We start from the raw sequence: 14,315 nt of genomic DNA, 5'->3' as shown, positions 1-14,315 counted from the left end.
CTTCAGCTCTTGCGCTATGCCCCGCCCGAGATACGTGGCCGGGTCGGGATGGGGGCGGCGATGCAACACCCCGTCGCGGACGACGGCGCCGGCCGTCTCCGCCAGAGCGGCCAGCTCACGCAGCGAGTTCTCGGCGTCTTCCTGCGCCCCTTGCGGATACACACCCACGAGGATCACATTCTCCAGTCGCAGCTGGCGATACTCGACCTCGGTGACATCTTCGAGCTCGGTGGACAGCCCGCTCACGCGCCGCAGCGCGTGCCGGTCCTCAACATCCCACTGATCACCGTCATGGTCGCCGTAGCCGGCGGTCGCGGCATCCTGAAGCACCTGGGCGGCGTCGAAGACCTGCGCGCGCGTTCGCGGCTGCGCTGCCGCGAGAATGCGACCGACCGTGTCGTCGGGGGTGTTTTCGTCGATAGCTTCCGTCATCCTCTGCCTTCTGTATTCGGCCTCTCATCTTAACCCGGCAGTCCGGTACGCTCACCGTATGGGGTCAGATCACTACTTCACTGCGTCTCCGGCGAGCCCCGAGAACCTGCGTTCCATCCGTGTCACGCTCGCGGGCCGCGAGCTCGATGTCACCACCGCCGGTGGTGTCTTCAGTCCCGACCGGTTGGATGCCGGAACCGCCGTTCTTCTCGCGAACATGCCGCCGCTGCCCCCCGGAGGGCACTTCCTCGACCTCGGCAGCGGCTGGGGACCCATCAGCATCACGATGGCGCTTGCCTCCCCGCACGCCACCGTCTGGGCTGTGGACGTCAACGAGCGTGCGCTCGATCTCGTGCGTCGAAACGCCGAAGCTCTCGGCCTCGATAACATCAACGCCGTCTTGCCCGACAATGTTCCCGACGACGTCGCCTTCCGCACGATCCGCTCCAATCCCCCCATTCGCGTCGGCAAGAACGTGCTGCACGACATGTTGCAGCAGTGGATTCCGCGGCTCGATGAACGCAGCGACGCCTGGTTGGTCGTGCAGCGTAACCTCGGCGCCGACTCACTCCAGCGCTGGCTTGCCGCCACGTTCACTCCGGGCTACAGCGTCTTCCGCACCGCCACGGGCAAGGGCTACCGCGTTATCAAGGTGCGAAAGCACGGCACGCCGCCCACATCCGCGATCGATCTGACCGGCGTGCGCGGCAGCTGAGCTGCTCCGTCAGTGCGCGGGCTGGTCAGGAGAGATCGACCGTACCGCTGTAGACCAGCTGCGCCGGGCCCGACAGCGCCACATGCTCGCCGTCTTCGGTGGGGAACATGCGCACACCGAGCGTGCCGCCCGGCACCTCGACACGCCAGTTGTCGGGCGCGTTCTCTCCCGCCCAGTGACGCACCGCGAGCGCCGTCGCCGCGACCCCCGTGCCGCAGCTGAGGGTCTCTCCCACGCCGCGTTCGAACACACGCATCGTGACGTGCCCGATGCCATCGCGCACCAGCGGATCACCCGGGACGACGAATTCGACATTCGCGCCGTCCGGCAGCACAGGTTCGAGCTCGGGGATGTACTCGAGCTCCAGCCCGACCAGCTCTTGTTCGGAGGCGAGGGCGACGACGACATGCGGGTTTCCGACGTCGATCCCGAGACCGGGACGGGCGACATCAAGGCCCCGGGCCTTCGCGAGGGGATCATCGCCCGACAGTCGCCAGCGACCGAGATCGACCTGGTACCCGGTGCTGCTGGTGGTCACATCGCGGACTCCGGCCCGCGTTCCGATCGGCAGGGTCGAGCCCTGTTCGATCGTGGCGAGCCCGGCGCGCACGAGGTAATGCGCGAACACGCGGACGCCGTTGCCGCACATCTCGGCGATCGACCCGTCGGCGTTGCGGTAGTCCATGAACCACTCAGCATCTGGCTCTTCGGCGAGAGTCGCCGCGCCACCATCGATCGCTGCCGAGCGCACGACGCGCAGCACGCCGTCGGCGCCGATTCCGAAATGCCGGTCGCACAGCGCTGCGACCTGTTCGGGAGCGAGCTCGAGTTCGCCCTCGGGATCGGCGATGATCACGAAGTCGTTGCCGGTGCCGTGTCCCTTGGTGAATGCGACCATGTGTCCAGTCTATTCAGCCCGCAGCACACGATAGCGACCGCACAGGAATGCGCGGTTGCGAGCGAGATCGATGAGCTCGAGATCGAGGTCTCGCGGCAGCAGTGGCGCGCCGCTGCCCAGCGTGACGGGTGCGTACTGCACCCAGACCTCATCGAGGAGGCCGGCGTCGGCGAACTGCCCGGCCAGGTCTCCCCCACCGATGATCCAGAGGTCTTTGCCATCGGCTGCCGCGGTCATCGACGCATGCACGTCACGAACGTCACCGTGGGTGAGGTGAACGGCTGCACCATCGGGCGTCTGAAGCGCTCGGTGTGTGAACACCCAGGTCGGCTGTTTATACCCCCACACACCGTTCTCGTTGCGCATCACCCATTCATAGGTCGACGAGCCCATCGCCAGTGCGCCGACACCGCGAACGAACTCGGGATACGCCATTGGCCCGTTCTCGTCGAAGTCTTGCTTTATCAGCCAGTCGAGTGAGTGATCGGCCGTCGCGATGAACCCGTCGAGACTGCTCGCGGTGTAGTAGTACGTGGTCATCCCGCCAGAATGCCACGGGGATCAGACATCGGAGAGATCCACTCGATCCTGGGATACCGTTTGAACCAGGACACCTGGCGCCGAGCGTATCGCCTGGTGAGAGCCTGCGTCTCGGCGATCGCCTCGGCCTCGGTCTTGTCTCCGACCATCTGTGCGAGCGCCTGTGCGTAACCGATCGCCCGCGGAGCCGTCGTACCGCGCTCGATGCCCGCCTCCCGCAGGCGCGCGACCTCATCGAGCATCCCCTGCTCCCACATCCGCTCCACGCGACGGTCGAGCCGCGCGACGAGCGCGGGCCGGTCGACGTGCAGTGCGAGGATGCGGCTGTCGGCGTGCCAGAGTGCGGGCTGGTCAGGAAGCGCTGCGCCGTGCGTGTGGGCTCCCTGTTCGAGCACTTCGAGGGCACGCACGATCCGGCGCGCGTTCTGGGGGTCGACGCGGGCCGCTGTCGTGGCATCCTGCGCTTGCAGACGCGCATACAGAGCCGCGGCACCGCGTTCATCGAGTTCACGCTCCAGGCGCTGGCGCACCGCCGCATCACGGGGCGGAAAACGAAAATCGAAGATGACGCTGGAGGCGTAGAGCCCGGAACCGCCTACGAGAATCGCATCTCCCCCGCGAGCATGGATGCCCTCGATCGCCGCGCGCGCGAGCGGCTGATACCAGGCGACAGCCGCCTCCTCTGTGACGTCGCGGACGTCGAGCATATGATGTGGGATGCCGCGCCGCTCGGGCACGGGAACCTTGGCCGTTCCGATGTCCATCCCGCGATAGAGCTGCATGGCGTCGGCATTGACGATCTCGGCCGGGTTCCCGCTCTCACGCAACGCCTCAGCGAGCTCGAGGGCCAAGTCGCTCTTGCCCGTACCTGTCGCCCCGACAACAGCCCACAGCCTGCTCATGCCGCGCCTCGCCGTTGTCCCTGTGTCGAGACTCCGTCTCGGCGGACGGAGGTGGGAGTATTCACACGCCGACGCGGAGCGTAGGCAGCCCGAGCGACACCGGACGCGGGGCGCCAGCCTCCCCGGCCGCTGCAGGAGCGCCGCAGGACTCAGCCTGTGCACGATCCCAGGCGTCACCACCACGGGTACGGCGGATGCGCAGCGGGGCACCGGTCGGATCGTCAGCGAGCAGGTGGAACGGCGCCGCATGTGTGATCGCAACCGTGACGACATCGCCGGGACGCGGCAACGGCGACCCCTCAGTCACCTCGAAGTGCACGAGTCGGTTGTCTTCACCGCGTCCGGTCAGGCGGTGCGTCGCCGCATCCTTCTTGCCTTCGCCCACCGAGACCAGAACGTCGACCTCGCGCCCGACCTGCTTCTGGTTCTCTTCCAGCGAGATACGTTCCTGAAGTGCGATCAGACGCTCATAGCGCTCTTGTACGACCTCTTTGGGAACCTGGTTCTCCATCGTCGCGGCAGGCGTGCCCTCGCGGATCGAGTACTGGAACGTGAACGCGCTTGCAAAGCGCGCCTGTTCGACGACGCGCATCGTGTCTTGGAAGTCTTCTTCGGTCTCACCGGGGAAGCCGACGATGATGTCGGTCGTGATCGCGGCGAGCGGAATGCGCTCGCGAACGCGGTCGAGGATGCCGAGGAACTTCTCGCTGCGGTACGAGCGACGCATCGCTTTCAGAATGCGGTCACTGCCTGATTGCAGCGGCATGTGCAGCTGCGGCATGACAGACGGCGTCTCCGCCATCGCGTCAATGACATCGTCGGTGAATGCGGCGGGGTGTGGGCTCGTGAAGCGGATGCGCTCAAGCCCCTCGATCTGGCCGGCCGCGCGCAGAAGCTTGCTAAACGCCTGCCGGTCGCCGAACTCGACACCGTAGGAGTTGACGTTCTGCCCGAGCAGCGTGACCTCGATCGCGCCGTCTTCGACCAGCAGACGGATCTCGTTGAGAATGTCGCCGGGACGGCGATCTTTCTCTTTGCCTCGCAGACTCGGAACGATGCAGAACGTGCACGTGTTGTTGCATCCGACCGAGATCGAGACCCACCCGCTGTGAGCGGAGTCGCGTTTGGTGGGAAGGGTCGAGGGGAAGACTTCGAGCGATTCGAGGATCTCGAGCTCGGCTTCGCCGTTGTGGCGGGCGCGCTCAAGCATGCCCGGCAGCGAACCCATGTTGTGCGTTCCGAACACGACATCGACCCAGGGTGCTTTGTCGAGCACGGCGTCTTTGTCCATCTGCGCCAAGCACCCGCCGACGGCGATCTGCATTCCGTCCTTACGACGCTTCACCGACGCCAGATGGCCGAGTGTGCCGTAGAGCTTGCCGGCGGCGTTGTCGCGCACCGCGCAGGTGTTGATAACCACGACATCTGCTTCGGCGCCTGGCTCGGCCTTGACGTAGCCGGCGCTGTCGAGCGACCCGGAGAGCCGCTCGGAGTCGTGCACGTTCATCTGACAGCCGAAGGTGCGCACCTCGTAGGTTCTTTGACGGCCGTCAGCGTCGACGGACGCCGACGAGGCCGCGATGATCGTCGGTTCGCTGCGAGGGATAGTCATGGTGCACCTATTCTACGAGCGATTCCGATCGTTCAGTCCGAGTCGACGAAACGCACACCGGTTGTCGGCTGGCCCAGCGACTCTTCGCGCAGCGCGGTCCTCGCGGCGTTCATCGCGACCGAACCGCCGTATCCCCTGCGCGCGAGCTGGCCGACGAGGCGGCGCAGCGCGGTGTCGAATTCGAGCCGTGACAGCGAGCGCGCTTTTCCGCGCGCAAACTCCAAGGCGCGCTCGGCGTCGTCGTCGGGCAGGTCACCCATCGCCGTCTCGATGACATCGCGGGGAATACCGCGCTGTGCGAGTGAGCGTGACAGCGCCACGCGGCCCTGTCCCTTGCGTTCGATGCCGGTGATGACCAGATGCTCGGCCAGCAACGCATCATCGAGATAGCCGCGACCGCAGAACTCATCGATCACATTGTCGATCTGGGCGCTGTCGAGTGCATGCTCACGCAACACCCCACGCGCTTCGGAGATTGAGAGCGAACGAGCTCGAAGCTTACGAACAAGTGCCTGCGCGGCTCGATCGCGAACCCGCTCACTCTCATCGTCATCGCTCTGCGCGGAGTCGTCGAATGCCCTATCGATCACAGTGACGTCCCGCTGCACCGTTGTCGCCGTCGCAGCTCCCTCCGCCACCGCGTCTCTCTGATGCTCGACGTCGCTCTGATGCTCAGGTCCGTCTTCCTGCACGGCGGGCGCGCCGCGCCCGAAGAGCGGGATGATGGGGGCGAGGTGCTCCTCGCCCCCATCATGCATTGCTCACCTCGAGTGTCGAGCGGTTACGAATCATCAGGCCGGGCGGCGCTGAGCAAGCTCGTCGCTCGCGGCAGGCGCGGGTTCTTCGCTGGCACCGCCGATGCCGAGCTTCTGCTTGATCTTCGTCTCGATCTCGAGGGCGATGTCGGCGTTCTTGATGAGGAATGCACGTGCGTTCTCTTTGCCCTGCCCCAGCTGATCACCGTCGTAGGTGTACCAGGATCCTGACTTCTTGACGAGACCGTGTTCGACTCCGAAGTCGATGAGGCTGCCCTCGCGTGAGATGCCGACGCCGTAGAGGATGTCGAACTCCGCCTGCTTGAAGGGCGGCGCCATCTTGTTTTTGACGATCTTGACACGTGTACGGTTACCGACAGCTTCGGTACCGTCTTTCATCGTCTCGATGCGACGGATATCGAGTCGGACCGAAGCATAGAACTTCAGCGCCTTTCCACCCGCGGTCGTCTCCGGCGACCCGAAGAAGACGCCGATCTTCTCACGCAGCTGGTTGATGAAGATCATGGTGGTGTTGGTTTGGTTCAGACCACCGGTCAGTTTTCGCAGCGCCTGCGACATCAGTCGCGCCTGCAGACCGACGTGGGAGTCGCCCATCTCGCCCTCGATCTCAGCACGCGGAACCAGGGCCGCGACTGAGTCGACGACGATGAGGTCGATCGCACCCGAGCGCACGAGCATGTCGGCGATCTCGAGAGCCTGCTCACCGGTATCGGGCTGTGAGACCAGAAGCGCGTCGATGTCGACGCCGAGCTTCTTGGCGTATTCGGGGTCGAGCGCGTGTTCGGCATCGACGAACGCAGCGATGCCGCCAGCACGCTGCGCATTGGCGATCGCGTGTAGCGTCAGCGTCGTCTTACCCGAGGACTCAGGACCGTAGATCTCGACGATGCGCCCACGCGGCAGCCCGCCGACACCGAGCGCGACATCAAGGGCGATCGAGCCCGTGGAAATGACTTCGACCGGTGCGCGCTCGTCACTGCCCAGTCGCATGACCGAGCCTTTGCCGAACTGACGGTCGATCTGGGCGAGGGCTGATTCCAAGGACTTCTCGCGGTCTGCGGGTGATGGCATGATGTGCTCCTCGTATGTTCGCGTGGTGCCGCCTGTAGGCTGTCGCGGTCGACCCGGCTGGGACGAACTCTCCGACAAGGCGTATGGCTTTTCGGCCTGTATTCACCGTAGAAGGAGCCTCCGACATTGCGGCGGTCATCCCACGAATGGTGGAAAACAAGACCTCGAAACCACTTGTGCAGAACGATACGCGTACTTCGAACACATCTTCGACGACACGCCGTGCTCGGGTCTACGCAGCACGTCAGCTCTTACGCGGCTCCATGCGCCCGGCGCCATAGCGTCGCTCAGGCGGCACATCTTCTTCCGCGCACAGCGCAAGCCAGATCTCGCGCGGCGCGACTCCGGCCTCCAGCGCCTCAGACGCGGTACGTCCGCCCAGGCCGCTCAATACCAGATCGCTCGTCAACGTCGATGCTCTGGCACCAAATTCGAGCGTCACCGCACGCAGGAACTCACTGCGTCGCATGAGAAACAGACAGCGCCCTGAACCGATCAGTGCAGAGACAGCTCGGACTCGACCGAAGCCACCAGGTCGTCGGGAACGACATCGGGGAAGACCTGAATGCCCTCGAGAACCGAGATGCGGTCGCCGACCTCGCGCATGATCGCGGAGATGGGCACATCGAGAGCTTCGGCGACCGACGCGAGAATCTCGCTCGACGCCTCCTTCTGACCGCGCTCAACCTCGCTGAGGTAGCCGAGCGCCACGGAAGCCTTGCCTGCGACCTGCCGGAGCGTGCGCCCCTTCTGCAGGCGGAAGTCCCTCAGCACGTCGCCGATCTCCTGTCGTACAAGAATCATCGGAACCTCCCCTCCATTTCCTTCGTCGAATTCGACTTCGAACGGATCGCCAGTCTAACCCGATTCGCTGGGAGAAAAGCTACCGTTTCACGCTGTGCTTTGGATGTGAACACATCAGTTGTCGGCACACCAGAGACAACCACTGCTCGTCGCCGACTATTCCCGCACCCGGTCACACGCCAGCGAGATCGCGGCGGCAACGGTCTGCGAGCGTATCGACGCCCGATCCCCCGCGAACATGAAGCTCGCCACGCGCACGCCTGCCGGTGCGGCGACACCGATGTGCACCGTTCCCACCGGCTGCCCGTCGGGCGAGTCAGGACCCGCGATTCCGGTCGTCGATATGCCGATGTCAGCCGGTCGCCTCCCTGCGGCAACGGTCGCCCGCACGCCAACCGCCATCTGCTCAGCCACCCGCGGATGCACCGGCCCATGATCGCGCAGCAGCTGCGCGTCGACATTCAGCAGGGACTCTTTCAGGGATGTCGCGTAGGCCACGACCGCGCCGAGCAGAGTCTCCGAGGCCCCGGGAACCGTGACGATCTCCGCAGCCAGCGCTCCCCCGGTCAGCGATTCGGCGATGCCCACGGTCCAGCCGCGCTTGCGCAGAGCCGCGACGAGCTCGGTGGTGTCGCTCATCGCGATCGCGAACCTCGTACCTGCGACACGACGTAGTCGATTCCGCTGACCACGGTGAGCAGAAGCGCCGCGTACATCAGCACGACGCCGATCCCGGCCCACGGGGCCATTCCGATCACGGTGTGCAGCGGCAGCAGACACCACCCCAGTGCCACGCCCTGAATGACGGTCTTGACCTTGCCCAGCCAGGCGGCGGCGACGATGTGTTCACTGGCGACGATGAATCGATGAACGGTGATACCCCACTCACGCACCAGGATGATGATGACGACCCACCACGGCCACTCGGCCAGAAGCGCCAGCCCGATGAATCCAGCACCGGTGAGCAGCTTGTCGGCGATCGGATCCCAGAGCTTTCCGAAGTCGCTGACGATGTCGTAGCGGCGTGCGAGGTACCCATCGACCCAGTCCGTCGATATCGCGACGATGAACAGCACGGCGGCGATCCATCGCATCGTGAGGTCGTCAGCGCCGAATGCGCCACCCAGCACGAGCAGGACGAAGAACACCACAGCGAGCGGAATGCGGGCGATGGTTATCGCATTCGGCAGTTGGTGAGGAATAGACATCAGTCACGCCCCGTCAGGCCCCAGGCGTCTTCATCGCCGTCGCTCTCGTCGACCACCGTCAGCCCGTCGAACTGCGCCTCGACCGGATCCGCAGGCGAGCTGCCGGCGGCGGCCGGGGCACTGGGCGGGTCTTCACCGCGGAGCTTGGCCATCACCTCAGGCAGCTGCTGCGGCGTGACGAGCACGTCACGGGCCTTCGACCCTTCCGAGGGCCCGACGATCTCACGCGACTCCAGCAGGTCCATCAGTCGGCCGGCCTTCGCGAAGCCGACGCGCAGTTTGCGTTGCAGCATCGAGGTCGAGCCGAACTGCGATGACACGACCAGCTCGGCTGCCGCGAGGAGGACTTCGAGGTCATCGCCGATGTCCTCGTCGACTTCCTTCTTCTTCGCCGGGTCCATCGCCTCTTGCACATCGGCGCGGTACTCAGGCCGCGCTTGCGAGGTGACGTGCTTGACGACCTCGTCGATCTCGCTCTCTTCGACCCACGCGCCCTGCAGACGGAAGGGCTTCGACGACCCCATCGGAGAGAAGAGCGCATCGCCCTGGCCGATGAGCTTGTCGGCACCGGGAGCGTCGAGGATGACGCGACTGTCGGTGACGCTGGTCACGGCGAAGGCGAGTCGCGAGGGAACGTTGGCTTTGATCAGTCCGGTGACGACGTCGACGCTCGGTCGCTGCGTGGCGAGCACGAGGTGGATGCCGGAGGCACGGGCGAGCTGCGTGATGCGCACGATCGAGTCTTCGACGTCTCGCGGCGCGACCATCATGAGGTCGGCCAGCTCGTCGACCACGACGAGCAGATACGGGTATGGCTTGAGCACGCGTTCGCTGCCCGCCGGAACCTCGATCTCACCCGCGCGCACCGCCTTGTTGAAATCATCGATGTGGCGGAATCCGAACGACGCGAGGTCGTCGTAGCGCATGTCCATCTCTTTCACGACCCACTGGAGCGCTTCTGCGGCTTTCTTCGGGTTCGTGATGATCGGCGTGATCAGATGCGGCACGCCGGCATAGCTGGTGAGCTCGACACGCTTCGGGTCGATCAGCACCATACGCACATCAGCGGGCCGCGCACGCATCAGCAGGCTCGTGATCATCGAGTTCACAAAACTCGACTTACCCGACCCGGTGGAGCCGGCCACCAGCAGGTGCGGCATCTTGGCCAGGTTCGCGACAACGAAGTTTCCGCCGACGTCCTTGCCGACGCCCACGGTCAGCGGGTGCGTGCTCTTGTGCGCAGCGGGCGAGCGGAGCACGTCTCCGAGCGCGACCGTTTCGCGGTCGGTGTTGGGGATCTCGATGCCGATCGCGCTCTTGCCGGGTATCGGCGACAGGATGCGCACATCATTGGAGGCCACGGCATAGGCGATGTTATTGCTGAGCTGGGTGATCTTCTCGACCTTGACGCCGTGGCCGACCTCCACCTCGTACTGGGTGACGGTCGGGCCTCGCGAGAAGCCGGTCACCTTAGCGTCGATCTTGAACTGACTCAGCACGCTCGTGATCTGCTCGACGATGCGGTCGTTGGCCTCGGAGCGCGCGACGCCGGGAGGGCCTTCGCTGAGCGCGTTCGCCGGAGGCAGCACATAAGGGGTACTGGGCGCGTGAAGCCCGCCCTCGCCCGGCCCGTCGGTGCCGAGCCCCGAGAGACCCGGCAGCTCGGGCTGTTCGCCGGTGTCACCGGAATCATCCAGCAGAGCAGTGCTGCCCTGCTCACCGAGCCGACCGGTGACGCTCTGCACGTCGGTGAGAACCTCGGTGGCCGCATCCGTGGAATCGTCGAGAATCACGGCCTGGTCATATGCCGTGTTCGCCGCCGGGCCAGTCGGCTGCAAGATCTCGGTCAGGTCTTGCGAATTCGTGCCTTCATCGGGATCTTCTTCGCGCCCGGTCTTGTTGCGACGCCACCACGGCAGTGAATCGTCTGCCTCATCGACTGTCGTCTCTGCCTTATCATCGGCCGCCTTCGGTTCGGGGCGCTCGGCGCCGAACATCCATGCGTACAGGTCACCCAGGCGCGAACCGATGCGATTCGGCGGCGTCTTGGTGATGATCAGAATGCTCAGCGCCGCGAGCAGCCCCAGCACGATATAAGCCACGACGTCTGTGAGGTAGGCGAGCGGCTCGCCCAGCATCCATCCGAAAAGACCGCCGGCGGCGCTGAGCGACGGCATACCGTCTTTCGGTGCCGGCTGGCCGCCGGCGACATGGCAGATTCCCGCGATCGAGACCACGAACAGCCCGAAGCCGATGCCGATTCGTCCGTTGTCGTGAACGGATGACGGATGCCGGAACAGCCAGCCCGCGAGAATCAGCAGCAGCACGGGCATCAGAAAGGCGGTGCGCCCAATCAGCAGCCCGACCGAATACGCGCTGATGTTCTGCGAGATCTCATTGCCGATGAAGAACCACTCGTTGACCGCGCCGAGGCAGGCCAGCAATACCAGCAGCAGGGGGAACCCATCGCGGCGCTGGTCCTTCTCGAGGGACTCGGGACCGAAGGCGCGGAACAGACCGCCGACGCCGTGTGCCAGACCGCCCCACGCACGCACGGCCACCGGAGGCTTGTCGACATCGTCGATGTACTTCTTCGGTGCCGCTGGCAGCTTCTTCGTGGGGGCCGTCTTCGCCTGCGAGCGCGACGGAGTCTTCTCCGACGCGCGCGAGGACTTCGTGGTGCTCCTGGCCATGACAGCAGACTACGGTGAAGCGCCGACATCGCCGCGTAATGACGCGGCTTTCCGTATGATTCGGGCGCGCCGGACGCGGTCGATCAGGCTTCGATGACCAGCGGCACGATCATCGGTCGACGACGCAGTTTCTGGTTCACCCAACGGCCGATCGTACGGCGTACGACCTGCGAGAGCGCGTGGGTGTCGCGCACGCCGTTCCCCGAGGCCTCTTTGAGCGCGGCGACGATCTTCGGCGCGACATCATCGAAGACCGCGTCATCTTCCGCGATGCCACGAGCGTGGATCTCGGGACCGGTGATGATGCGGCCGGTGGCGGCATCCACCACGACGATGATCGAGACGAAGCCCTCTTCCCCCAGCACGCGGCGGTCCTTCAGATCGGCATCCGTGACCTCGCCGACGGTCGATCCGTCGACGTAGACGAAGCCGATGTCGAGCTGTCCGGCGACGCGCGCCCGTCCATCGGCCAGGTCGATGACGGTGCCGTTCGAGGCGAGGATCGTGTTCTCCTCGGCGATTCCGGTCTGGTGGGCGAGCTTGGCGTTGGCGACGAGATGACGGTACTCGCCGTGCACGGGAAGAACGTTCTTCGGCCGCAGGATGTTGTAGCAGTAGATCAGCTCACCCGCTGCCGCGTGCCCGGAGACGTGCACCTTCGCGTTGGCCTTGTGCACGACGTTCGCGCCCAGCTTCGTGAGCCCGTCGATCACCCGGTACACGGCGTTCTCGTTACCCGGGATGAGGCTCGACGCGAGAATCACCGTGTCGCCCTCGCCGACGTCGATCGCGTGATCGAGGTTGGCCATACGACTGAGCACGGCCATCGGCTCGCCCTGCGACCCCGTCGACATGTAGACGATCTGCTCGTCGGGGAGATCGCGCGCCTTCTTGTAGTCGATCAGCACGTTCTCCGGCACCTTGAGGTAGCCGAGCTCGGCGGCGATGTTCATGTTTCGCACCATGCTCCGCCCCAGAAGCGCGACGCGGCGACCGTTCGCGAACGCCGCATCCAGCACCTGCTGCACGCGATGCACATGGCTGGAGAAGCTCGCCACGATCACCCGACGCGGAGCCTTGGCGATCACCTGATCGAGGACAGGTCCGATCGAGCGCTCCGTCGGTGTGAACCCGGGGACGTCGGCGTTCGTCGAATCGACGAGGAACAGGTCGACGCCCTCCTCCCCCAGCCGGGCGAATGCCCGCAGGTCGGTGATGCGGCCGTCGAGCGGCAGCTGATCCATCTTGAAGTCACCGGTCGCCAACGCCATGCCTGCCGGTGTACGGATCGCCACCGCCAGAGCATCCGGAATCGAGTGATTCACCGCCACGAACTCGAGATCGAACGGACCGACCTTCTCCTGCTGCCCCTCTTTCACCGTGAGGGTGAAGGGGCGGATGCGGTGCTCCTTCAGCTTCGCCTCGACAAGCGCGAGGGTGAGCGCAGAACCGATCAGGGGAATATCGCTCTTCAGCCGGAGCAGATACGGCACCGCGCCGATGTGGTCTTCGTGACCGTGCGTCAGCACGACCCCGACGATGTCGTCGAGTCGGTCTTTGATCGGTTCGAAATCCGGCAGGATCAGGTCGACGCCTGGCTGATGCTCCTCAGGAAAGAGCACGCCGCAGTCGACGATCAGAATCTTGCCATCGAACTCGAAGGTCGTCATATTACGACCGATCTCGCCCAGGCCGCCCAGCGGAATGACGCGGAGGGTCCCTTCGGCAAGTGATTCAGGAGCGGCTAGGGGAACGGACATACTGTCTCCTCAGTCGGACACTTTCCGTGCCCGGTCATTCGTATGGGCACGACACGCGCCCGTCGTCTCAGCGCGTCGTGCCGTGCACCTTCGGCAGGGCACCACCGGCGGCGGCGTTGCGGTCAGGGCGGAAGTTCGAGAAATCTGCACCAGCGACGTCACGCACAAGCGCGAGCTCATCCTCGATGATCGCCGCCTCCCACTCCTCCGGGCCGACCAGGGGAAGCCGGACCCGCGGACTGGTGATTCGGCCGAGACCGTGCAGGATGTACTTCGCCGCCACGGTGCCGGGAACATGGGTCATGGTCGCACGCACCAGCGGCTCGACACTCTTGTGCGCCGCGGTGGCCGCGGCCAGATCACCGCGATTGACCGCGTCGACCATCGTGCGGTACGGCATGGACGTGATGTTGCTGGTCACACCGATGAGTCCTGTCGCGCCGATGGCCAGATGCGGCAGCGCGTTGGCATCATCACCGGAGAAGTACATCAGATCGGTCTGGTTGAGCACCCGGCTCACCTCAGAGAAGTCACCCTTGGCATCTTTGACAGCGAGGATGTTCGGGTGGTTGGCCAGGCGCAGCAGCGTCTCGTACTTGATCGGCACGCCCGCGCGGCCCGGGATGTCGTAGAGGATCACCGGCAGGTCGGTGGAGTCTGCGACGAGGCGGAAATGCGTCAGGATGCCCGCCTGGGTGGGCTTGTTGTAGTAGGGCGTGACGATCATGATGCCATCAGCGCCGGCCTTCTCGCTGGCCTTGTACAGTTCGATGGCGTGGGCGGTCTCATTCGAACCGCCGCCGGTGATGATCTTCGCCCGCCCGGATGCCACGGACTTGCCGACCTCGACGAGCTTGAGCTTCTCGGGGTCGGTCAGCGTCGAGGTCTCGCCGGTCGTTCCGGT

14 protein-coding genes and 1 pseudogene are annotated in these 14,315 nt (G+C 65.0%); 1 reads left to right on the top strand and 14 read right to left on the bottom strand.

Translation table 11 applies throughout. The annotated features are described in order from the left end of the window. Positions 1 to 432: pseudogene (locus Q1J95_RS09230) on the bottom strand (GTPase HflX); the annotation flags it as partial. A 58-nt stretch (positions 433 to 490) separates the two neighbouring features. On the opposite strand from Q1J95_RS09230, the gene Q1J95_RS09225 reads away from it, so the two are divergent. Continuing rightward, positions 491 to 1,147: a methyltransferase gene (locus tag Q1J95_RS09225; RefSeq protein WP_300267224.1), complete on the top strand. Its 657-nt coding sequence runs from the start codon at positions 491 to 493 to the stop codon at positions 1,145 to 1,147. A 25-nt stretch (positions 1,148 to 1,172) separates the two neighbouring features. Here the strand turns inward: Q1J95_RS09225 and dapF are convergent, their stop codons facing one another. The 13 genes from dapF to dapA all read right to left on the bottom strand — a co-directional run. Next, on the bottom strand, positions 1,173 to 2,045 hold the full coding sequence (gene dapF, locus Q1J95_RS09220; RefSeq protein ID WP_300267223.1) for a diaminopimelate epimerase: 873 nt from the start codon (positions 2,043 to 2,045) through the stop codon (positions 1,173 to 1,175). Between the two features lie 9 nt (positions 2,046 to 2,054). Next, positions 2,055 to 2,585 carry a dihydrofolate reductase family protein gene (locus Q1J95_RS09215; protein WP_300267222.1) on the bottom strand — a complete coding sequence of 177 codons (531 nt, stop codon included), beginning with the start codon at positions 2,583 to 2,585 and terminating at the stop codon, positions 2,055 to 2,057. After that, entirely contained in the window at positions 2,582 to 3,487 is a 906-nt protein-coding gene (gene miaA / locus Q1J95_RS09210; protein WP_300267221.1) for a tRNA (adenosine(37)-N6)-dimethylallyltransferase MiaA, read from the bottom strand. The genes Q1J95_RS09215 and miaA overlap by 4 nt, the downstream gene beginning before the upstream one ends. A gap of 61 nt (positions 3,488 to 3,548) precedes the next feature. Beyond that, positions 3,549 to 5,099, bottom strand: a complete 1,551-nt coding sequence (gene miaB, locus Q1J95_RS09205) for a tRNA (N6-isopentenyl adenosine(37)-C2)-methylthiotransferase MiaB (RefSeq protein WP_300267220.1) — start codon at positions 5,097 to 5,099, stop codon at positions 3,549 to 3,551. 32 nt (positions 5,100 to 5,131) lie between these two features. After that, a complete protein-coding gene (locus Q1J95_RS09200) occupies positions 5,132 to 5,857 on the bottom strand; it encodes a regulatory protein RecX (protein WP_300267219.1) in 726 nt (241 codons plus the stop codon). A gap of 33 nt (positions 5,858 to 5,890) precedes the next feature. Beyond that, complete coding sequence (gene recA, locus Q1J95_RS09195; RefSeq protein ID WP_300267218.1) at positions 5,891 to 6,946, bottom strand: recombinase RecA; 1,056 nt, start codon at positions 6,944 to 6,946, stop codon at positions 5,891 to 5,893. 244 nt (positions 6,947 to 7,190) lie between these two features. Beyond that, positions 7,191 to 7,415 carry a DUF3046 domain-containing protein gene (locus Q1J95_RS09190; protein WP_300267217.1) on the bottom strand — a complete coding sequence of 75 codons (225 nt, stop codon included), beginning with the start codon at positions 7,413 to 7,415 and terminating at the stop codon, positions 7,191 to 7,193. Positions 7,416 to 7,441: 26 nt separating this feature from the next. Further along, positions 7,442 to 7,750, bottom strand: a complete 309-nt coding sequence (locus tag Q1J95_RS09185) for a helix-turn-helix transcriptional regulator (RefSeq protein ID WP_300267216.1) — start codon at positions 7,748 to 7,750, stop codon at positions 7,442 to 7,444. Positions 7,751 to 7,906: 156 nt separating this feature from the next. Continuing rightward, on the bottom strand, positions 7,907 to 8,389 hold the full coding sequence (locus tag Q1J95_RS09180; RefSeq protein WP_300267215.1) for a CinA family protein: 483 nt from the start codon (positions 8,387 to 8,389) through the stop codon (positions 7,907 to 7,909). After that, entirely contained in the window at positions 8,386 to 8,958 is a 573-nt protein-coding gene (gene pgsA / locus Q1J95_RS09175) for a CDP-diacylglycerol--glycerol-3-phosphate 3-phosphatidyltransferase (protein ID WP_300267214.1), read from the bottom strand. Before pgsA ends, Q1J95_RS09180 begins: the two co-directional genes overlap by 4 nt. Then, the gene (locus tag Q1J95_RS09170; RefSeq protein WP_300267213.1) at positions 8,958 to 11,651 is read right to left on the bottom strand and encodes a DNA translocase FtsK; all 2,694 of its coding nucleotides are present in this window, start codon (positions 11,649 to 11,651) and stop codon (positions 8,958 to 8,960) included. Before Q1J95_RS09170 ends, pgsA begins: the two co-directional genes overlap by 1 nt. An 83-nt stretch (positions 11,652 to 11,734) precedes the next feature. Beyond that, positions 11,735 to 13,411 carry a ribonuclease J gene (locus Q1J95_RS09165; RefSeq protein ID WP_300267212.1) on the bottom strand — a complete coding sequence of 559 codons (1,677 nt, stop codon included), beginning with the start codon at positions 13,409 to 13,411 and terminating at the stop codon, positions 11,735 to 11,737. Positions 13,412 to 13,478: 67 nt separating this feature from the next. Continuing rightward, on the bottom strand, positions 13,479 to 14,315 hold an 837-nt coding region (gene dapA / locus Q1J95_RS09160; RefSeq protein WP_300267211.1), incomplete at its 5' end, for a 4-hydroxy-tetrahydrodipicolinate synthase.

It is taken from the genome of Microbacterium sp., from assembly GCF_029263575.1.
Taxonomy (GTDB): Bacteria; Actinomycetota; Actinomycetes; order Actinomycetales; family Microbacteriaceae; genus Microbacterium.
This window is presented reverse-complemented; position numbering and strand designations above follow the sequence as displayed.